Consider the following 21,520-nt stretch of genomic DNA (forward strand, 5'->3'; position numbering starts at 1 on the left):
GTCGTCACGCACACCAGGCGGTCACGGGTGCCGCAGCGTTCTGCTCTCCATCGCCAAGCCCTACGGTCGTGCGGGCTGAAGCCCTCTCTCACGACCTGTAAGCCCTGTGCGGCTGTCCACGAGCACGCCCGGCCCCCACTTCCCGCCGTCGGGCCAGCCCCGCAGGGGTTTCCCCGCATTGAGGCAGGGTTTTAACTCGCCGACTCGCCGACCATCACCTCCTCTCCCACTTGTGCGCTATGCCGTATCCGAGTTAAATGCATAGGTTCGCGTGCAGAGGGGGAGCAGTAAAGGAGGATACCTGTTGCGCGTTAGAACTTCTTTCATACAAAACCGTGCTCTCGTGATCCCAAACAGTCGTACAGGCGCGTGCATACTTGTCAATCACCAACGGTATATCCTGCGCTCAGGCTGCCGGTATGACAGCGCGACGGACTGACGACCATTGCCAGTATCATCACTCGCTGGATGGCGTGCCTTACTCGCCTGTCATGCACGTGGTGCAGAGTGTGGCGTGCGGCAGCCATGCTGCCGCGCCAGCCGTGCTCACGATCCGGCGTGGGGCACGCCGTTGACCCGGTTGGACACGGGGATGCTGTGGGTGCTCGTCATGATTAATGAATTGAGATCGCTTCCCGCAGATGTTTTGTGAAAGAAGTGCTCTTTCCTCTTTATTATCTTCTATTTTTTCTATTTGCTAATTCCGCTTTATCGCTCACCTCGAACTTATGTCACAAAAGCTGTGCTACGCTGCCACAGCAGCCATGCTCACGATTCGGTACGAGTCAGGCCATTAACCCTGCTGGTTACAGGAGTACTGTGGGTGCTCGTCACGATTAGCCTGTCAGTAATTGAGATAACTTCCAGGAGATGTTTTTTGAAATGGGTTCTAGTGCTCTCCAATGCAGTGGCGTGTTTGTTATCGCTTCACCACTACACGTTGTTGTCTCAGGTCTCGCCGGAACCATCACAACCACGTAGGATGAATAGCAAAGCATAACCTTCTGCTACCACCAAACTCTATCCGTATCTGGAAGCAGGTACCATGGCAGCATATCGCATTCTCATCTACGATGAAGACCCTACCGCAGCGCTGGTCACGCAGCGTGGTTTACAGACATTGCTCGGCGATGAGGTCGTCGTACAGGTTGCCACAAATGCAAACGAAGCCTGGCTGACCTGTGCGCATGGCAATGTTGATCTACTCATTGTGGATCCCAGCCCGTACAGTGCTGCGGCGGCTTTAATACGGGCTGTGCGCACCTATCGACCGCATCTGCCCATCCTGGCTCTCACAGCCTACGATACACCCGGTCTGCGTGCCCGTATGCAGGCGCTGGGTGTTGAACTCTATGCGGCAAAGCCGATTGAATTGCGTGAACTGGTTCCCCTGGTGGCTCAGGTATTGCATCAAACCGTGTAAGTCGTCGGGTGTGTTTCCGTTCTTCCCTCACTCTACCTTTGGCGCTTCAAGTGGCAGTAAAATGGTGAAGGTGGTTCCCTCCCCAGGCTGACTATCGACCAGAATCCGACCGCCGTGTTGAGTTACAATGTGGGCACTGATGGCCAGACCGAGGCCGGTGCCATGCGGTTTCGTGGTGTAAAACGGCTCGAACAGGTGGGGGAGGTGTTCTGGGGCAATCCCGACACCGGTATCGCTAATCGCAATCGCCAAGGCTGCTGGCGATTCTGGTCGTGCAGTAATCAGACTGCTTTTGACTGTCAATTCGCCACCTTTCGGCATGGCATCACAGGCATTGAGAATGACGTTGAGAAAGACCTGCCGCAACTGGTCGGCGTGAGCGGTGATGGCAGGTAGATCGTTTGCCAGATGCGCGTGAACTGCCACGTGATTATGCCGAAGATGCGTTGTCACCAGTTCGAGGGTCTCGCGCAAAAGAGCATTGATGTTGGTGCTGCTCAATTCACCACGCGAAGGACGGTAAAAGTCGCGCATACGGATAATGATACGGGCAATCCGGCCTAATTCTTGCTGGGCAATGGTGAGAAAGGTACGTTGCGGTGCGTCAGGTGGCAGGTCTTGTTCGACCAGATAGAGACTGTTGCGTGCGGCATACAGCGGATTATTAATCTCGTGCGCCACCGATGCGGCCAGCTCGCCAACGGCTGCCAGCTTGGCACTTTGGAGCAATTGGGCCTGCGCTGCATTTAGACGGGCTTCAGCCTCGGCACGGAGCGATTGCGTATGAACCAGGTCGCGTTGTAATGCCGCAGCGCGCTGGTGTTGCTGAATCTCGTCAATCGCAATCATGGTGAGATCGGCCAGCGCCTGTGCAAATGGTAGATCGCATGGCAAAAATGAATGATAGGTCTGATCACTGCACACGATAAGCGCTCCCAGACGCTGGTTTTCAATACGCAGCGGTGCCAGCAAAATACTTCGTGGCATCGCACAATCGCCATTGATGGAACTGTCTGAGACCGGTTGTTGATCGATAAGCTGTTCTAATTCTGGCCCATTCAATAACATTGCCCTTGGTGCCCTAATCGCCATTTCGGCCAGTGTCGTTATCAGGGCAGAAGGCGCACGCTCTGGGCTTGATGCTTTCAGATGCATCGTGCTCTCATTGCTGTCGTCGAGTAAGTAAATATACGCAGCCCCAGTTCCGGGAAAAAAACTCGTCGCATGTTGCACGACTAGTTTGACAATTGTTTCAATATCTCGGCTGATAAGCAGAGCTGCCGAGATTGACAAGAGCGCTGTCAGTCGTTGATTAAGATGGTGCGCATATTGGGCATGGAGATTGATTTCACGTTCAAGCGCCGCAACCCGATCTTGAGCAGTTTGTAGCTCTCGCTCCAATCTGGCAATGTAGGCAACCGTATCTTCCCGCTCTATCATTTGCGCGTCTCCTCTTCTCGGTAGCAGGCCAGACATGGCAGACGTCTTCGCAAACAGTGGTTGTGTGGTGGTCGGGTCATATGATATGTGAGGTGTACACCGTTGACCACACGATCAGCTCATGCTATGATATGCCAATAACGATATAATCCCAAATATAATTGCAATTGAAATGGAGTGCAAGTACATATGACCAACCAGCCTCGAGTGTTGGTAGTCGATGATGAGCAAAACATTCGGCTGACCCTTAACGCTTTGCTGAGCCGGGCCGGGTATGCAGTGACGACCGCAGCCAACGGCGAAGAGGCAGTCGCGTTGTTTGAGCGTGAACCCTTCGATCTCATGCTGGTTGATTTGCAGATGCCCGGCATGAAAGGGATGGAAGTTGTGGCAAAGGTACGTGAAGCCGGCCACGATGCGATCATTATTGTGCTGACCGGTCACGGATCGCTTGATTCGGCTATTGAAGGCATCCGGTTTGGGATTTTTGATTATTTATTGAAGACTAGCGACCCAAATCATATTCTGGCCCGCGTTGCGGCCGGCCTTGAAGAGCGCACTGCTCGCCGTCGTCAGAGCGATCTACTCGATACCATCGGCGCTGCCGTGCAAGAGTTAACCGGTGGGAAAGTCCAAACACCAGTATTGACACCGGCCCCGCAACCGGTTGCGTCTCCGCCACCGCCAAATGAACCGTCTGGTCGGGTGTTGACTATTGGGCCGCTCACCCTTGATACGTGGCACCAAACCGCAACCCTCAATGGTCGTTCATTGAATCTGACCCCAACCGAGTTCCGGTTGCTGCTGTGTCTGGCCGAACATGCCGGTCAGATGTTGTCGTACACGCAACTGGTACGGTGTGCTCAGGGGTACGAAACAACCGATCTCGAAGCTGGCGAGCTGATTAAGCCGCATATTCACCATCTGCGCCAGAAGATCGAGCCAGAACCGAGTGCTCCCCGCTATCTGCTCAATGTACGCGGTAAAGGGTACATCTTGCAGATTTAGGTAGATCAGGTGCTCATGTCGAGCGGATGGCTGAGGAGGGCAAGCAGTATAGCAGGTGATCTGGCTCGTTCGGACTGAACCTCGCCAGGCGGTCAGTGTGGATGTCAGGCAGATCATCTCCAGGATGACCATTATGGCCGCAGAATGGCTCTACTTCAACGGCGTGAACGCGAGTCGCGGCGAGTATGCGCACGAACCTCTCTCTACTGATGAGCTGGCCCGCCTGATCCTCGGTGAACAACCATCACCCGACCGTGTTGACCCCGACCCCGAACAACGCGCTGCCCTTCGTGAACGGCATCTGGCCGATACGAGCGGCGCGTTTCGGGTGAAAGAAGGCGTCGATCCAACCGATCTGGCGCAGGCCGGTTGGGGCGTAATCTTCCCTGCGACGATAGATGCGGTCCCGATCTGTGAGGCGCTGAGTGAGTTGCTTACCTGGCGCCAGGCTCAGGCCGGATCACGCTATCGTGAATGTATCGGTGCGCAGGGGTATCGACTCGGTGAAAGTAAGGTCGCTTTCCTGCGCCGCCAGGGTGCGGCAACCAGTGGCCCGGTTGACCCCGATCGGTTTCCCTACTACCTGCTGCTGGTTGGTTCGCCTGAAGAGATTCCCTTCCGTTTTCAGTATCAGCTTGATGTGCAGTATGCGGTGGGGCGTATTTATTTTGCCACCCTCGACGAATACGCGGCCTATGCCCGTAGTGTCGTTGCGGCGGAACGTGATGGGGTTGCGCTGGCGCGACGGATCGTTTTTGCCGGGGTGCAACATCCCGATGATATGGCAACTGCGCGTAGCCTTCAGGGGTTAGTGCAACCGCTGGCAGCGGATCTGGCCGCTCATCCGCAGCGCGGCGAGTGGACAGTCACAACTATTACTGGTGCTGAGGCCACCAAAGATCGACTTAGTCAGCTTCTCCATTACGAACCACCGGCCTTGCTCTTTACTGCCAGCCATGGCGTGGAATTCGATCCCATCGACTCGCGCCAGATAGCGCATCAAGGAGCGATCCTCTGTGCCGATTGGCCCGGCCCCCGGACGTGGCAGAGTCGCGCTATTCCACCCCAATTCTACCTGTCTGCCGACGATATTGCGAGCAGTGCCTCACTACATGGCACCTTCATCTTCCAGTTTGCCTGTTTCGGTGCCGGTTGCCCCCGCGAAGATGATTTTCCCCATCTCAGTGGTAGTCGTACCACTATTGCCGCACGTCCATTTGTTGCCGCCTTACCCCAACGGGTGCTCGGTTTACCGCAAGGGGGTGCGCTGGCCTACATTGGTCATGTTGAACGGGCCTGGACATTCTCGTTTAGCGATGTGCGTGGTGGACGCCAGATCGAGACCTTCAGCAGTACGCTGCGCCGGTTGCTCTTTGCTGGCACACCGGTCGGTTATGCGCTGGAGTTCTTTAACGAACGTTATGCTGAGCTGGCAACAGTGTTGACCGAAGATATTGAGAATGCGCGTTGGGGGGTGCCACCCGATCCGATAGAGCTTTCGACTCGCTGGACTGAACATAATGATGCCCGCAGCTATATCATTCTCGGTGATCCGGCGGCGCACATGTGCCGGCAACGTGCACCTGAAGCGGCAGATATGACACCGCGCCTGATTATGACATCTTCACCATCACCAGCAGCCCCGGTGCCATCGCCTGCCCCCGTGCCGTCGGGTTCAGCGTCGGCGACACCAGCAACCCCGGCGCCATCGCCTGCCCCTGTATCGTCAGGTTCAGCGCCGCCGCCGTCGCCATCACAATTAATCGTCCAGCCGGCAGTGCCGGTACCGGCCGGTAGTCTTCCTCCCGAAACACCAGTAATCCCGGTGGCCCTGCCCGACGCCGGTGCCAGCTTTGGCCTGTTTGGCAACAAACCGGCGGAAGCGATGCAAAAACTCTCGGCTACCCTGCAAGAGTTTGGTGAGCGGCTGGCAACGACGCTTCAGCAAGTGATCACCGATGCCGCCCATCTCGAAGTCGAGACCTATGTGGCCGAAGCACCGGAGACCATCAACTATCGCCAGGGCAATTTTGCCGGAGCCAGTTTGCGGGCTGTAACCCGGATGAGCCTCGATGGCGATACCCAGGTGCTGGTGCCGGTCGGTGACGATGGGGTGGACGAGCGGCTGTGGACGATCCACATCAGTATGGTGCAGCAGGCTCAGGCGAATCGGGCCGAGATGGTGCGGGCTATCGCCGCCGCTGCTGCTGGCCTGTTAAGTGCGTTGCAAGGTAAATGAACGCTGTCTTTTCAGTGATCGAACCTTTACCGGCGGCAATTGCCCCACCTGGCCCCTGGCAACCGGTCGTAACCGGTAGCGCCTTCACTGCTGGGGATCAGCCTGATGTTATCTGGCAGGCGCGCTTACCGGAAGAACCGAGAGCAGCGCAGGCGGCGTTGCACGCAGCGGCGACTCGCCTTCGTACCGACGAACAGGCTTTGGCGACGGTAGAGCGTCGGCTGCTCCAGGTTGCGAATGGCGCTGTCAGTTTCAGTACCCTTACGCCACAGCCTGAGCAAACGTTGCTGCGCTTGCTGGCAACAGTGGAGCCGGCCAGCGGTGCCAGTTTTGGTCTACGCGACGATATCCAAGAGCACTGGCAGGCGGCCCAAGATCAGCTTGCTGCGCTAAGTGCTCAGGCGTGTGAAGCACTTGGCTCGTATGCCACGGTCGAAACGATTCAGGGTGCGCACCTGATCGGTCGTACCCGCATCAACTGGCATGGTGATGCCCGCTCATTGTTGATTGCCGACATCGATCTGACGCAGGCGGCCCTCCATCGCCAAACGCTGGCGCTGGCCCTTCGCTCACGGGCTGCCCTCTTGCGGCTGGTGGGATTGGTAGGTCGGGGAGCAGCGATTGCCGCAACAATGATCACATCGCCAGCCGGTGCGCTGCTGGCGTTACCGGCAGTCTGGCAATTTGTGCAAGAGGTATTGGCCGAAGTCCGTCAATCAATGGTATCATCTACATGAAACACCCGCACGAATATGAGGAGATACGGCATGGCTAGCGAACTGGAAAACTCGATCCGTAGTGCGGCAGCGAAAGTGGCAGCCTATGTGGCCGATGCAGCGGTCATGGAAGTGACGACATCATACGTCGTGGTCGGGCCGACCGCCACTGCAGAGAATGCCCGTCCGGCGGCAAAAACCGTCATTCGGCTTGACGGCGACTGCCATGCGACCGTACCTATGCGCGAGGGGCCAGGTGGGGTGTTGGAGGTTGACAGCGGTCTGTTTGAGATTCATCAGGCCAACGTTGCCACGGCTACCGAATATCGGGCGAGGGTGTTAGGGGCATTGATTGGTCTGTTGCAGCGCAGGTAAAGCAGCAGGGAATGCTATCTCAGACCGACCAGACCGGTCTGTTGTGACGAGGATTGTATGGACGAGAAAGGGTTTATTCCACCACGACTGGCGGAAATTATCGCTGACTTTCGCGATGCCAGCCGTGAAGAGAAGCTGGAATTGTTACTGGAATTCTCAGAGCAGCTACCACCGTTACCGCCGGAGCTAGCCGATCATCGGGGAATGGATCAGGTACACGAGTGTATGTCACCTGTCTACGTGATTGCCCGGCTTGATGGCGAACGGGTCGTCTATCATATTGACGTGCCACCAGAAGCGCCAACTATTCGCGGATTTGCTGCAATCTTACGCACTGGGCTAGCGGGATTAACACCGGCGGAGGTGTTAGCTGTTTCAAGTGAATGTATTCAGCAGATGGGGTTACATCAGGTGTTGAGTCCACAGCGGCTCAATGGAATCGGCGCGTTGCTCGCGTATATGAAACGGCAGGCGTTGCGCCTGCTCGAACAGCCGACGGTAGAGGCGCATTAAACACGCGTGCTCAGCAGAGCCTGGGCGATAGTGTTAAAAACGACCGCTGGTCGGCGACCATCGGCAATTCCCAACCGGTAGATCAGCGCACGTCGGTAGACATGGAGCGAGGCGGGGGCTAATCGGCAATGGCGACGGCGTCTGGTGCAGGAAGATGTTGGTTGTGCGTCGGGGAAGAGCCGAATGATCATTTGATACCTCCACCATTTGTGTAATTGCTCACAATCTTATCCATAACTATATGAACGATAACCCACGTCGTCAAGTCAGTAAACGGTGATATTTCCTTTGCAAAAGCTGTCAATTAGCGGAACAAGGAGGTTTCATGCCAGCAATGCTTATTAACGGTCAGTGGCAGGCTGCCGCGCAGGGTGAGGTTTTTCCCGTGCACAACCCTGCTACCGAAGAGGTGATTGACTACGTTCCACGGGCGACGGCGGCAGATGCCGAGCAGGCAATGATTGCGGCTGAAAAGGCATTTCGTGAGTGGCGCCGCTATACGGCCCACGACAAGGCTCACATGTTGCACGAGGTTGCGCACAAGATGCGCACGCACGCGGAAGAGTTGGCGACCCTCTTGACACTCGAAGGTGGTAAGCCGCTGGTCGAGAATCGGGATGAAATTGGTTGGTGTGCGGCCTGTTTTGACTATTACGCCGAGTTGCAACGAAATACACGGGGTCGTGTCATCCCGTCGGTCGAACCGAGCCAACTGGCGATGGTCTTGAAAGAACCATACGGGGTAGTTGCGGCAATTGTGCCGTGGAACTATCCGTTGCTGTTGATGTCGTGGAAAGTGGCACCGGCACTGGCCGCGGGGAACACGGTGGTGCTTAAGCCGAGTGAAATGACCCCCCTGGCGACGTTGCGCTTCGCTGAATTATGCTGTGACCATTTGCCTCCCGGTGTGCTCAACATTATTACCGGTTTTGGTGATGTAGGCCGTGAACTGGTGGTCAGTCCGCGCACACAGATGATCGCCTTTACCGGCAGCTTTGCCACTGGGCGTGAGATTGCTCGATTAGCTGCGGAGCGGGTGAAGAAGACTCATCTCGAGTTGGGTGGGAAAGATGCGTTTATCGTTGCCGAAGACGCCGATCTCGATGTAGCCGTAGCGGGGGTGGCCTGGGCAGCGCTGTTGAATGCCGGCCAGGTCTGTACCAGCACCGAACGGGTTTACGTCCACGAGTCGATTGCTCGCCCCTTCACCGAGCGTCTGGTGGAATTTGTCCGTTCGCTGCGTCTGGGGCCTGGTATGGACCCCAATACTGATATTGGGCCATTGATCGGTGATAAATACCGGGCAAAGGTCGAAGGCCATGTCGAAGAGGCACGAGCACGCGGCGCAACGATTCTGACCGGTGGCCGGCGTCCGCCACAGTTCAGTCGCGGCTTCTTCTACGAACCAACCGTTCTGACCAACGTCGATCACAGTTTCCGCATTATGCGGGAAGAGACGTTTGGGCCAACGATTCCGATTATGACCTATCGTACCTTCGATGAAGCCATCGAGCTGGTTAACGATTGCGATTACGGGTTAGGCGCCAACCTCTACACCAATGATCCCCGCAAAGTCAAGCAGTACTACGAAGAGGTCAAGGCCGGCACTTGCTGGGTCAATGATCCGCTTACCGACAACGATGCTGGGCCGTTTGGCGGCATGAAATTTAGCGGCGGCGCCCGTGAACTTGGTGAAGAGGGATTGGAAGAGTTCCTCGAGACGAAGCACGTCCACTGGGATTTTACAATGGTGCGCAAGCCCTGGTGGTATCCTTACGGAAAGGGGAAATAATACCGGTTGTCTGGAATGTATTTCGTAAAGCTGTGCTATCGTGAGGCCTTGCTGTAGCACTGTTAGATGAGCGTTGTTGTGTGTCCACGGAGCAGTCACGTTCACGCTCTGTGATACACATGTTGTGCAGTTTGGCGTGCGGAAGTAGAGTTTCCGCGCCCATCATGCGCGATGCCAGGTGTATGCCGAACTGGTTGCAGATAGAATGTGTGTTCTTGTCACGACATCTCTGTTCATAATGAGTAATGTCAAATCGGGTTTAGGTTTAATAGAAGCCATGGCACGCCATCTGGAAGCGCGAGCTTCCGGCTCGCCTTCACCTGGATGTAAGCTCTGCTGACCCCGCTACACCGTTCACATACGCTCCTGGCGGGGTAACGCACGCCTAAACCGGCGCACGCTAGCAGAGACACACTCTGCACTTGATGAGCGAAGCGGTTGACAACCTGGTTATGGGTAATGCATAGCCAGCACGCGGGTGGGGAGCGAGCCGGAGGCTCGCGCTCCCAGGGAGTATCACGCCCGAATCCATCATCACCCCTCTCCCCGGCACTGCACCTGAGCGCAAATCTACGGGACCGGTCAGTGTACCTGCGACCACCAGCCAGCGAGCCGCTTGTGACATACCTGGTAGCGCTGTAGCATGGGTCTGACAACCTGAATGATGCATAGCGTTAGTCACGATTTGCTATGCGATGCCTTCATATATCAACCCAAGTTGCCACCTACGCTGTGAGCAGGCCACGGAGGCTGACTGCTATGATGAACGGCACGACGCTGTTCACAGCACCGCGCAGTTATGCTGCACGGTATGAACCGTGTGGGTAGCAGCCAGTTCCCATCGACGCGCTCCATCACGCCTTAAGGTGGCAACTCAGGTAATGCCCATCTTCTGTGTCCTCCGTGCCTCTGTGGTGATAAAGATAGCAACTTGGGTTATATCATCCAACGTGGTCAAATATGATCCCAACCCCCATACTTCATCACAGAGCGATGCTCATCAACCATGGCGCTTGCAAGGTATTGATACCGCTCTACAACCCATAAAAAAACCGGTGACAGGACAACTCCTGTCACCGGCGAGTACCTGATGGTCATTCCAGACATTGGCCGTTACTCATCCCATCCCTATCACTATACCCGAAAACGGTTTAAATACTCCTGTGTGTTAAACGGCTTCGGTGTCGGTCGGGGGAGAGACTCAAGTGGTGGTCGCCGGTAGAAAATACCGAGTGGTAACCGATCACTCTCAATAGCGTAACGCATTGCCGCAGCGAGATCAGAGGGGTCGTGGGTGTCGGGCAAATTGTACACCAGCTCCTTATACAGCTTGTAGGTATCGTAAAACGTCACACATGGACTCAACACGTGGATAAAGGCAAATCCACGATGTTCAAGACCAGCTTTGATCAGTTCGGCTAACTGTTTCGGCTGGCTTGAGAAACCACGCGCTACAAACGAAGCGCCGCTGGACAAGACAATTGCCAGAGGATGGAGCGGTTGTGCCGACTGACCGTAAGGAGTGCTCTTCGTTACATGGCCACGCGGTGAGGTCGGTGAGGTTTGCCCTTTGGTTAAGCCGTAAATGGCATTATCCATTACGATAACAGTCATGTCCAGATCGCGCCGGGCCGCGTGCGGCAGATGGCCCAGACCAATACTGAAGAAATCACCGTCACCACCGACGGCCATAACCGTCAGGTCAGGACGGGCAATCTTTAACCCAATCGCTGCCGGCAAGGCACGTCCGTGCACCGTGTGCAAGCCGTAGGTCTGCAAAAAGCCCGGCAACCGCGAACTACAGCCAATACCGGAGACGACAGCCAGATCTTTGGGGTTAATCTGAGCTGCGGCCAGGGCCTGCTGAATGGCAGCCAGTACTCCGAAATCACCACATCCCGGACACCAGATCGGTTTCAGGTTGCTGCGATAATCAGATGGCTTGTAGACAACTGGCGATGTAGTAACTGGTACAGCAGTCATATTCCTACCTGACCTTCATTGATACACTTAAACCAACACTGGCTCGGCCAGCCCGTATAAAGCATGAATCTGGCGCAGAATCTCAAGGCGCGAGAACGGCATACCGGTGTACTTCGTCATTGAATGTACCTTGATCCCCAGTTCAGCCTGAAGTAGTTTCGCAAACTGACCCTGGAAATTCACTTCCGGCACCAGCACGATCTCGACCTGCTCAAGAAATTCGTTGATTGCATCAACCGGCAGCGGTGACAGCATCTGCACCTGCAACATAGCGACCGGCAAATCTTCCTGTCCGGCCAGATAGACTGCGCCACGGCACGGGCCGGCTGTTGTGCCCCAGCAAATAATACCTACTTTGGCCCGTTCGGCACCAAAACGGCGCACATACGCCCGTGAATGCTGCAACGGTGACAGTTTCCCCCACCGTTTTTCGGTCATCATAGCGTGATTGGTCGGGGTGTAGTCTGGATTACCAAACTCATTATGTTCGAGACCGGTTGCAGTGTATTGGGTGTGAGCAACACCGGGGGCAACCATAGGTGAGATCAGATTCGCCGTGATTTCATAACGACGATACTGTTTGGGAGCCAGTGATCCGTTTGGTCGCAAGCGATCTACTCGTGGATATTTACTCAAGTCGAACGGTTCGATAGTCTCGGTACGGAACGAGAGCGAATAATCGCTCAACACAATCACCGGCGTCTGATACTCTTCGGCCAGATTAAAGGCCCAAACGGTAAGGTGGAAGCATTCGGCAACACTGGCCGGAGCCAGCACAATCCGTGGACTGTCGCCGTGCCCACCATAGAGCGCAATATGCAGATCCGACTGCTCCATCTTGGTCGGCAAGCCGGTGCTTGGCCCGCCGCGTTGCGCATCAACCACCACCATCGGAATCTCGGCCATACTGGCATAACCAATCGCCTCACTCATCAGCGACAGGCCCGGCCCGGAGGTCGCGGTCATTGCTCGTTTCCCACCATACGATGCCCCGATACAGGCCATAATGGCTGCAATCTCATCCTCGGCCTGCAAATACCCGCCACCGATTTGCGGCAGCATCACCGCCATCCCTTCCATAATGTCGGAGGCGGGGGTAATTGGATAGCCGGCAAAAAATTCGGCGCCGGCGTGCAGTGCCCCGGCGATGATGGCCTGATTCCCGGTCATCACATAGCGGTCGTGCTCGCCGGTCGACTCCATCCAGAACGGATCACGCTTCTCAAGCTGGTGAGCGTAGTTAATACCGGCGTGCAATGCAGCCAGGTTGCTTTCCAACAAATCGGCTTTCTTGCCCAGTTTAGCCCGTACAATATCTTCGAGCTTGTTTAAGCCCAGACCAAACAGCGCAGCTACCACCCCAAGCGCAGCAACGTTTTTGCCCCGTCGGTTCCCAACTTCTTGCGCAATTTTGCCAATCGGAACGGGGTAGGCGATCCCGGTAAATTCATCTGGTAATGAACATTCTTCCGGGTCGTACAGCAATACCGCGTTGGCGGCTAAATCGGTGTGGTGCAGATCCCATGCTTCGCGGTTAAACGCGAACAATACATCAACAGCATCACCCATCGAGCGGACTGGCGCGTTTGAAGCACGCACCTGAAACATGACTGGGCCACCCTTAATTTCTGCCGGAGTAGTGCGGAAGGTGAAGACATGCAGACCAGAACGGGCAGCAGCCTGAGCCAGCATTTCACCGGTGGCTGTGCTACCATCACCGCTCTCGCCAGCTACACGGATGACGACATCTTCTTTCCGTATCATGGCGACCTCGCCGTAGCTTTGTTGCTCTGCACCTGCACTGGCGCATCAAGCATTGAGGATAAGTTGACCATATAATAGCACTGCCAATACGTCTCTGCAATGCCTTTTTTCTTGTGAACATTCGTGCGATGATTGTGCAAAAATAATGCGTAGTCAATGATCCGGTAACAATTGCCGAGGTTGCAACAGGCTGTTGGGAAGAAGACTGCGGGTTTGCCACCACCCGTTGCTGAGATGAACCTGAGTTTACGGTGGCATGACTGTGAGACGGAAACAGTCACCGGTGATCAAAATCTTCACGAACCTGTATCTCAGGTGTTCCGTCTCATCGACCGTACAATGCCTGTAACCACTCCGGTCATCCGGTTCTCATTTGAGGAGTGGATGTTCTCGCTACGCAGCAAGAAGATATTGTTAAGAAAAACTTTATGTTTTGGTTGATAATCATAAACATGAAAAATAATCTGCTTTCGGAGTCGCGTTTTTGGATATGACAGATTGATGGCAAAAAATTTGATATTTTAATCATTGATTGTTGTGTTTGGTAAATAGTTCTTTACCATTACCCATTCATGGATAACTTGTAATTATTCTCCGCATGTGATAGGGTGTAAATACACCCTAATCGTGCATTTCATGCAATAATCAGCAGTATATACGCTGTATGTTCGTGTTGAAAGGAACATACATCTGCTAGTTTTGTTATGTCATTCACGACGTTACTGCCCCTCTGTAACGGTTGGCTTATGCTATCTACAGATGGATGCTGACGGAGCCAGGAGTGATCGTAGACATACAACCTGTTCACCATCTCCGTGTAGGTGAATGACACACGTTCAAGGAGATGCTTGCATGAAACTGAGAGGATTACTCGCGTGGGTGGTAGCTATCCTGCTCTGCGTAACGACCGCCTGTACAAACCAGCCCCCTGATATTCAGTCTGAGCCATCACCTGCTACCGCCATTCAAAAGCCCCATTCACCGGTTCCTGAACCATCGTCGCTAAGTAGCTCATCTCAGTCATCACCAACGCTACCTCCGCAACCAGAACCGACCCTTCTCCCCTCCATCACTAAAGGAAGCTACCTCATCAACCAGTACACGGCCAGTACCCACACCGCGCTAGAGGATATCAATTTGATCCTCTACTATGCAACCTTGACCGACGAGCACATGATTCTGCATATAGGTTTGCGTAATAACCGGGATAAAAGTGCTTATGCCTCTGCCGGTTTCAAGGGCCACGATCTGCGACTGGTTGATGCCACAGGCAACGAATACGAGCCAGTTGATCTGAGTGCGAATTTGCAACACCTTGGCCCACTAGAGGGTTCATACCTGGTCAGTCGAATGTTGGTGATGTAGTATTCCCGCTGCCCCAGGGTGGTCAACCTTACGAGCTTCACCTTCCGCTGTATGAACCACTTCGTTTTACACTTCACCAACCGGTGTCACTGACGGTACAACCTGTCGCGGAAGGAACATATCCCTTATCGCTTGAACTGTATAGCTCAAACCAGGCTTTGGTTCCCATTATCCTGCGTCTGGATTCCGTTACTCTTACCGATGATGCTGTGATCTTTTCTCTTGCCTTCGTCAATACGCGGCAAAGGGCATACTACCTTGGAAAAGGACTGACAGGGTATGATGCCTGGCTCCTCGATGCCGAATTTGCCGCGTATGAGCCTCTCCAGGTAAGTGACAACCTTACTGAGAGAATTGATCCGCCGAACGGATGGCTCCCAAATCAGGTACATGCTGGCGAGATTGTGTTCCCCCGTCCGCAACGGATCGGCGAGCTGAAGTTTATCTTTCCCTCATATGCCGCAGCTACTCTGCGTTTCGCTGAGTCTGGCATGATCGGCGCGGCTGTTACGTCGGCCAGTCGCGACACTCCACCGCCAACAGTAACTCCGACCCCGAAACAGGTTGTGCTACGCGAATTAGAGAGTCTTCTCGAACGACAGGCCAGTGCGGTTATCACTGGCGATATGAACGCATACCTCGCTACCTTCACCGCAGACGTACATCAAGAACAACAAACTATCTTCACTAGAAGCCGGCAAATGCCACTGGCAAACTACCGGCTAAGCATCTCACCCTCGACTGTGCTGATCGATTCGGATATCGAGGATGGGCGCATCGAGGATATCTCCATCATTATGCGGTATCAGGTGCGCGATACGCCAACGGACAATCCTTTCCTGTTCAAGCTACGCTATTCTTTCGAGCGCCGAGATGGAAGCTGGGTAGTCAGTCAGTATGCGCAAGACGGCACACCTCCATTCTGGTGGACTGACGACATCATTGTGCAAGAGACACCCCATTTCCTTGTCGTATCAAGACCAGGGGCGGAGCGTGTACTGGCAACGGTTGCTCAGGAGTGCGAGCGGGCCTATCGTGATCTACAGCAAGCTGGACTCAAGCTGGAAGAACGGTTTGTGGTGTACTTCACGATGGAGCAGGATGATTTCACCACCCAAACAGGACTGGGATCACGAACCCTCGCTGCTGCACTGTCGTTTTATGAACTCACCGGTGAGCAGTTTCAGGCCGTTGGGCGCGCCTTCTACATCAACGGTGCGGCATTTACTGAACAACCCGAGCAGTCTGACCCATTAGAACGTCTGGTTACGATCAGACATGAACTGGTACACCTGGCACTCGCTCCTGAAACAAGGCCATTTACACCAATCTGGCTCGTAGAGGGAGTTGCCGTGTATTTTGCCGATCAACTTACCCCCGATGTTCGTCGTCGTCTCGTTGAAGATGGCAAACTGGATAGCTTGAGCCTGGAACAGCTTACCGGTGAGGAGAGTCTCGGTTCCTACGACCTGCTTGGGCAGTATGTGGCTTATGAGTATATTTTCTCAGGCGAGACGGTGCGTTATCTGATCGATACTTACGGTAGCGACTCATTCTGGGAATTCTACCGCTACTTCTGTAACATCCCAACGGACAGAGTCATCGATCAGATATCCCTGTTCTCAATCGGGTTTGGTGCTCCATTCGGTAAGATTAGCAAAGAATTGACACCAGAAGCGCTGCATGAGGTGTACGGCATCACCATAACCGATCTCGACACTGCCGTCAAACAGCGGCTACGTGAGCGATAACTGTCTCACATGGAAGGGCGGAAGCGAAGGTCTCCCCTTCGCTTCCGTAGATACATGCCATCGCCCCAAAAGTCACCGGTTAGACTACTGCTTGCGAGGTGTATCGTTCAGAGGGCATAGTGCTGCCAGGCATGCCATCGCTGGACTACCTGTGGGTTGTCGCAGTGCGCGAGCACTGGTTCCGCGCTGTCGCTCTGCATACAGTGCGATCACATTGCGGAGCGGCTACTGTTCCCGACCGGATTGCTTGTGGTGCGTTGTGTGGCGTAGCCGTACTTGTGCACAGGCGCGAGGCGCAGTGGTTTTCTTATCCATGCCGCTGGTGGCCCGAACACGGCAGCAGCGAACCGGCGTTGCTACTCTGCTCGCAGTAGGATCACGTTGCCCGACCGGATTGCTCGTGGCGCACAGGTTGGCGTGCGGCAGTCACGCTGCCGCGTCAGACTCACGATCAATTGCGAGTCACAGCGCATACCCGTGCCGATATGTGACCATGGTGAAGGGGATTGCATGAGCGCGGGCCGGTAGCCCGTCCCATAAGTTACCGGTACATCACAGGCGTGTCTCTGTGGTGATAAAGGTGCAACCTGGGTTACTACAGCTTTGAAAACGAATAACACAGCACCCACTGCAACAGCAGCGGGTGCGACCTGGCGGGGAGGGAGGGATTCGAACCCTCGAGGGGGTTGCCCCCCTAGCGGTTTAGCAAACCGCCGCACTAGGCCACTATGCGACCTCCCCATAGCTGTTCTGGAGGGGGCGGTGGGATTCGAACCCACGGGACGCATTGCTACGTCCTTCGGTTTTCAAGACCGACGCATTAAACCGGACTCTGCCACGCCCCCGCTTGGCTGGCCGGCACAAAAAATGGCAGGCGGGACAGGACTTGAACCTGCAACCGGTGGATTTGGAGGCCACTGCTCTGCCAATTGAGCTACCCGCCTTCGCGCCATTTATCCTACCACATCAGGGCGATTTTGGCAAGAGCCAACCAGGGAGCGGGTATGTGTCTATCACACGTGTACGTCCATCGGTTATAGCGCTGCTGGTAGGCTTGCCACGAACTAAACCTCAATGTGGGCTGGCGTACCCGGTCTTCTCTAAAAACCCTCCGGCACCTGATACCGTTCGAGATTCTGAAAGCGTGTTGTCCGCGACTCAAATCGCAATGGGATCACGCCTAGCGGGCCGTTGCGGTGTTTGGCAATATGAATCTCGGCGATCCCTTTCTTGTCGGTCTCCTTGTCGTATAACTCTTCACGATAAATAAACATCACAATATCTGCGTCCTGCTCAATTGAACCCGACTCGCGGAGGTCGCTCAGCATCGGCACGTGATTTTGCCGCCCCTCAACCGCACGCGAGAGCTGTGAAAGGGCAATCACCGGTACGTTAAGTTCACGGGCAAGGGCTTTCAGTCCCCGGCTGATGTCACTCACTTCTTGCACCCGATTATCGGTACGTCGCCCCGACATGAGTTGCAGATAGTCGATCATGACAAGTGTGATGCCAACCTCACTGTGCAGGCGTCGAGCACGCGCTCGCACATCGGTGATACTCAGGCCAGGAGTGTCTTCAATATAGATCGGCAATTCTGACAGTACGCCCAACCCTTCAATCGCCAGACTCAGCTCTTCACCGCGTAGATTGCCGGTGCGTAGGCGCTGCATATCAATCCCGGTATGCATTGCCAGCATACGCTGGACTAACTGTTCACGGCTCATTTCAAGGCTGAAGATGGCAACCGTTCCGTTGGCGTGAAACGCTACGTTATAGGCCAGCGAGAGGGCGAGCGAGGTTTTACCCACGCTCGGACGTGCGGCGAGGATGATCAGATCGCTCGGCTGCAAACCGCCGGTCAGCTCATCGAGGTCGTGGTAACCGGTTGGCACCCCAATTACCTCGCCTCGCCGCTCCTGCATCGACTCAATTTGGGAAAAGAGGGTATTGACGACGCGGCCAATATGGACAAAATCTTGATTGTTTCGCCGCTGTGAAACGGCAAACAGCTCAGCTTCGGCCCGATCCAGTGTCTCTTCGAGATCACTGGCTTCATCGTACCCCATGGCCGCAATCCGGCCACCGGCCTCGATCAGGCGGCGGAGCAATGCCGTCCGTTCTACAATGCGGGCGTAGTATTCGATGTGAACGGCAGTTGGCACCTCGGTGACCAGCTCGCTCAACATGCTCAACCCGCCCACCAGTTCGAGCTGCCCACGCCGACGCAGTTCCGCCGCGACGGTTGCCAGATCGGCCGGTTCACGTCGGTTGTAACAGGCCAGCATGGCCTCGTAAATCAAGGCGTGTTTTTCGAGGTAAAAATATTCGGCAGGAAGCCAGCCGGCCACCGCAATGATCGCATCACGTTCAAGCAAGATAGAACCAAGCGTTGCCCGCTCGGCCTGGAGATCGAAGGGCACACTGCGTTCGAGGCGATCTTCCCGCTTTTCCACCATGTTTCCCCCGCTGCCCACCGGTTATCCACATCAATGGTATAAAACGCCAATGTGCCGCAATTTGCGGCACATTGGCAAGGAACTGAGTTGAGCGAGCGACAGTCGTTTATTCACCCACCACAACGACCTTCAACGTAGAAGATACACCACTCATCAACTCAACCGGTACTTCGTATTCACCGGTGCGCTTGATCGGATCTTCCAACCCGATCTTGCGGCGGTCAATCTCGATCCCAGCTACTTCGTGCAGTTTAGCTGCAATGTCGGCATTGGTTACCGAACCGTACAGCCGGTCTTGCTCACCGACCTTGACCGTAAAGGTGAGCGTCAGCTCAGCCAGCCTGGCGGCCAGTGCCTCAGCCTCTTTTCGCGCAGCCTCAGCTTTGCGGCGCTGGGCAGCCAGTCGCTCTTCGGCCTGCTTAACCTGGCTTTTCGTCGCCAGTACTGCAAAGCCCTTTGGTAGCAGATAGTTTCGGCCAAAACCGCCGCTTACATCTTTGATTTCACCTGCTTTACCCAGGTGCTCAACATCCTGGAGCAGCAATACTTTCATTTTCTTTGCGCTCACGGCGCTCTCCTTTACCTGTACCCATTATCAAGCAACGACCATTATCTTACCATGACCTCGCGCTGCTCGTCAACGTTGTGCATCGACCAGGAACGAGCAGGGCGATGATCGTCCTGCTCGATGCACTGTTGCTCTTGACTGATGCACCTCTCTGTCTGGCAGCTACAGTTCAGGCTGTTTTCATGGCCCAATATCACCCGCCGCTCGCGATAATCGGCATATACGTGCGGTAGATCGTGGTCACCACGCGCAACGTGATCGGGATGCTCTGACTGCCGGCACTCCCGGCATTCACGGTGATGGTCGTCGTGTAGTTGCCGGGTGTTAATCCAGCCGGATTAACGCGATAACGTAGCTCTGTATGATGGCCGTTACCGCTGGTTGTTTCAAGGGTTAACCAGCCTGTTCCACCGCTTGCACTCCAGGCGATGCTGGTTGACCCCAGGTTCTGGACGGTCAGGGCATAGGTTGACTCTGGATCGGTCGGCTGTGCCAGCAGCGTGACCGTAGCCGGTACCACTGCAAGCTGCGGTGGTGTATCCTGTCGTAGATACACTGGTGTCCCACTGAGCGGAATCTGCACCTGACCTCCGATAATGGTGAGAGGTAAGGTTGCACCATCGCGGTTGATGAGTTGAGCACTACGTCCTGCTTCCAGCGGTACCAGTCCTGTCTCGGCAGAACCGGTCGTCCAGAGCAGATCGACCAGGGCACCAGTACTGGTCTGGAAGCGCAAATGATAACGTGCCGCCGGGGTCAGGGCGTTGCTCTGGAATGTATAATTGTGCAGTGGCCCAAAGCCGATAAAGGTTGCAGTCCCAAGTTGTGTTGCCAGGGTTGCGTAAGCATTGGCCGCCGGTTTACGGCTATAGCCCTGATCCCGGTTGCGCAAAAGTGCGGCATTTCCCCACAGATCGGTTGACGGACTGTCGAATTTGTCTTCCAGTTGAAACCAGTTGATGTGCCGTACACCCAGGGCCAGCGCAATGCCGTGGCTGCGCACCAGATAGTTCGCCTGATCCTGTTCATTTTTACACACCGGTGAGGAAGCGGTACAGGTTGACCAGCCAAGCTCACTGATCCAGATCGGCACTTGCGGCCCCCGTCTGGCATCGAGCCAGCCTCGTGTATTCACAATCCGCCCCCATAGAGACACCAAACCAAACAATCCGGCACGATCAGGGGCGGTATCGGGCATGTAGGGGTGAATGGCTAACGCATCAAAACTGGTCTGTGCGCCGGGCACAGCAGCGAAAGCAGCACCGAGAAACTCCAGGCCATCACGATTACCACCGGTTCGGGTTCCGCCATCGAAGATGTAGACGCCGCCGGTGGCAACAATGGCTGTTGGATCGGCGGCTTTTGCCGCAGTGTAGCCGGCAGCCAGTAGCGCACCGTACTCGTTGGCCTCACCCGGCCAGGTTGCCCAGTTGTTCGGCTCGTTCCAGATCTGCCAGGCGGCTACCCGTGGCGATCCGGGAGCATCGTTGATCCCATCGCCATCGTAACGCTCAACCACAGCCGCCACGAAGTCGGCAAAATCTTGCGGGTTTGCCGGTGGGCACCAGTAGTTTTGCGAACCACCGTTGCGCGTAATCCGGCTGGCACAATCGCCGACCCGTGCCCATGCTGGCGTCGTGAGCAACATACCGATAATCCCAAAACCAGCATTCGCGGCTTGCGCGAGTGCCGCGTCCATCAGACTCCAGGAAAATGCCCCCTTCGCCGGTTCCAGATTGGCCCAGCTAATCTCTTCACGCACCCAGCTCACGCCAAGATCACGGGTGGCATTGATTAATGCGCCCAGATCATCATTGCGATTTTGCGGAAGCCGTTCCAGGCCGCTGAAATAGGTGTTCATTCCCAGCGTACCCAACCGTGAGGGTTGGCCAGGCGCAGCGACGAGGGTTGCCGGCAGTGTCGTGAGGAACAGCGAACTGATGATCCAGCAGATGAGCAGATTGCATGCGTATCGTTCCATAGCCGTTTCCAGATAACCACCTTCATTGCCGTGCCTGCATCGTATCATAGCTTGACCCGAAAAACGGAAAAAGATATGCGACAAAAAGTGATGGTCTGATGTATACAGAGTGTCACCTTCAGCCCTCGTTCGTTCATCAAACTGAC

At 55.2% G+C, this 21,520-nt stretch carries 16 protein-coding genes and 3 tRNA genes; 9 read left to right on the plus strand and 10 right to left on the minus strand.

Annotation, left to right across the window (positions count from 1 at the left end):
• The first annotated feature begins 1,045 nt into the window (after positions 1–1,045).
• Positions 1,046–1,423: a response regulator gene (locus VAE57_RS02595; protein WP_322820357.1), complete on the plus strand. Its 378-nt coding sequence runs from the start codon at positions 1,046–1,048 to the stop codon at positions 1,421–1,423.
• Positions 1,424–1,450: 27 nt separating this feature from the next.
• On the opposite strand, the gene VAE57_RS02600 is transcribed toward VAE57_RS02595, so the two are convergent.
• Positions 1,451–2,863 carry a sensor histidine kinase gene (locus VAE57_RS02600; protein ID WP_322820358.1) on the minus strand — a complete coding sequence of 471 codons (1,413 nt, stop codon included), beginning with the start codon at positions 2,861–2,863 and terminating at the stop codon, positions 1,451–1,453.
• A 189-nt stretch (positions 2,864–3,052) separates the two neighbouring features.
• Between VAE57_RS02600 and VAE57_RS02605 the strand changes: the two genes are divergently transcribed.
• The 5 genes from VAE57_RS02605 to VAE57_RS02625 all read left to right on the plus strand — a co-directional run bounded on the left by VAE57_RS02605 (position 3,053) and on the right by VAE57_RS02625 (position 7,714).
• A complete protein-coding gene (locus tag VAE57_RS02605; protein ID WP_322820359.1) occupies positions 3,053–3,871 on the plus strand; it encodes a response regulator transcription factor in 819 nt (272 codons plus the stop codon).
• Between the two features lie 133 nt (positions 3,872–4,004).
• On the plus strand, positions 4,005–6,110 hold the full coding sequence (locus tag VAE57_RS02610; protein ID WP_322820360.1) for a hypothetical protein: 2,106 nt from the start codon (positions 4,005–4,007) through the stop codon (positions 6,108–6,110).
• Positions 6,107–6,847, plus strand: coding sequence for a hypothetical protein (locus tag VAE57_RS02615; protein ID WP_322820361.1), 741 nt, complete (start codon positions 6,107–6,109; stop codon positions 6,845–6,847). Before VAE57_RS02610 ends, VAE57_RS02615 begins: the two co-directional genes overlap by 4 nt.
• Before the next feature lie 30 nt (positions 6,848–6,877).
• On the plus strand, positions 6,878–7,201 hold the full coding sequence (locus VAE57_RS02620; RefSeq protein WP_322815743.1) for a hypothetical protein: 324 nt from the start codon (positions 6,878–6,880) through the stop codon (positions 7,199–7,201).
• 57 nt (positions 7,202–7,258) lie between these two features.
• The gene (locus VAE57_RS02625) at positions 7,259–7,714 is read left to right on the plus strand and encodes a SufE family protein (RefSeq protein ID WP_322820362.1); all 456 of its coding nucleotides are present in this window, start codon (positions 7,259–7,261) and stop codon (positions 7,712–7,714) included.
• Here the strand turns inward: VAE57_RS02625 and VAE57_RS02630 are convergent.
• Positions 7,711–7,905: a hypothetical protein gene (locus VAE57_RS02630; RefSeq protein ID WP_322820363.1), complete on the minus strand. Its 195-nt coding sequence runs from the start codon at positions 7,903–7,905 to the stop codon at positions 7,711–7,713. The two genes, VAE57_RS02625 and VAE57_RS02630, sit on opposite strands and share 4 nt — an antisense overlap.
• Positions 7,906–8,039: 134 nt before the next feature.
• Between VAE57_RS02630 and VAE57_RS02635 the strand changes: the two genes are divergently transcribed.
• Positions 8,040–9,506 carry an aldehyde dehydrogenase family protein gene (locus VAE57_RS02635; RefSeq protein ID WP_322820364.1) on the plus strand — a complete coding sequence of 489 codons (1,467 nt, stop codon included), beginning with the start codon at positions 8,040–8,042 and terminating at the stop codon, positions 9,504–9,506.
• 1,134 nt (positions 9,507–10,640) lie between these two features.
• On the opposite strand, the gene VAE57_RS02640 is transcribed toward VAE57_RS02635, so the two are convergent.
• The gene (locus VAE57_RS02640; protein ID WP_322820365.1) at positions 10,641–11,489 is read right to left on the minus strand and encodes a 2-oxoacid:ferredoxin oxidoreductase subunit beta; all 849 of its coding nucleotides are present in this window, start codon (positions 11,487–11,489) and stop codon (positions 10,641–10,643) included.
• Positions 11,490–11,516: 27 nt separating this feature from the next.
• Entirely contained in the window at positions 11,517–13,253 is a 1,737-nt protein-coding gene (locus tag VAE57_RS02645) for a 2-oxoacid:acceptor oxidoreductase subunit alpha (protein ID WP_322820366.1), read from the minus strand.
• Positions 13,254–14,105: 852 nt separating this feature from the next.
• On the opposite strand from VAE57_RS02645, the gene VAE57_RS02650 reads away from it, so the two are divergent.
• Together VAE57_RS02650 and VAE57_RS02655 are read left to right on the plus strand one after the other, a co-directional pair.
• On the plus strand, positions 14,106–14,618 hold the full coding sequence (locus tag VAE57_RS02650; RefSeq protein ID WP_322820367.1) for a hypothetical protein: 513 nt from the start codon (positions 14,106–14,108) through the stop codon (positions 14,616–14,618).
• 209 nt (positions 14,619–14,827) lie between these two features.
• Positions 14,828–16,369, plus strand: coding sequence for a hypothetical protein (locus tag VAE57_RS02655; protein WP_322820368.1), 1,542 nt, complete (start codon positions 14,828–14,830; stop codon positions 16,367–16,369).
• 651 nt (positions 16,370–17,020) lie between these two features.
• Here VAE57_RS02655 and VAE57_RS02660 read toward each other — a convergent pair.
• The 6 genes from VAE57_RS02660 to VAE57_RS02685 form a co-directional block, all read right to left on the minus strand.
• A tRNA-Ser gene (locus VAE57_RS02660) sits at positions 17,021–17,110 on the minus strand.
• Between the two features lie 10 nt (positions 17,111–17,120).
• A tRNA-Ser gene (locus tag VAE57_RS02665) sits at positions 17,121–17,214 on the minus strand.
• Between the two features lie 23 nt (positions 17,215–17,237).
• Positions 17,238–17,313, minus strand: a tRNA-Trp gene (locus tag VAE57_RS02670).
• Between the two features lie 156 nt (positions 17,314–17,469).
• Entirely contained in the window at positions 17,470–18,825 is a 1,356-nt protein-coding gene (dnaB, locus tag VAE57_RS02675; RefSeq protein WP_322820369.1) for a replicative DNA helicase, read from the minus strand.
• A gap of 106 nt (positions 18,826–18,931) precedes the next feature.
• Complete coding sequence (gene rplI, locus VAE57_RS02680) at positions 18,932–19,378, minus strand: 50S ribosomal protein L9 (RefSeq protein ID WP_012256838.1); 447 nt, start codon at positions 19,376–19,378, stop codon at positions 18,932–18,934.
• Positions 19,379–19,586: 208 nt separating this feature from the next.
• Positions 19,587–21,374: a beta-galactosidase gene (locus VAE57_RS02685; RefSeq protein ID WP_322820370.1), complete on the minus strand. Its 1,788-nt coding sequence runs from the start codon at positions 21,372–21,374 to the stop codon at positions 19,587–19,589.
• Positions 21,375–21,520: the final 146 nt, after the last annotated feature.

Origin of the sequence: Chloroflexus sp. (assembly GCF_034434295.1) — a bacterium.
Lineage (GTDB): Bacteria > Chloroflexota > Chloroflexia > Chloroflexales > Chloroflexaceae > Chloroflexus.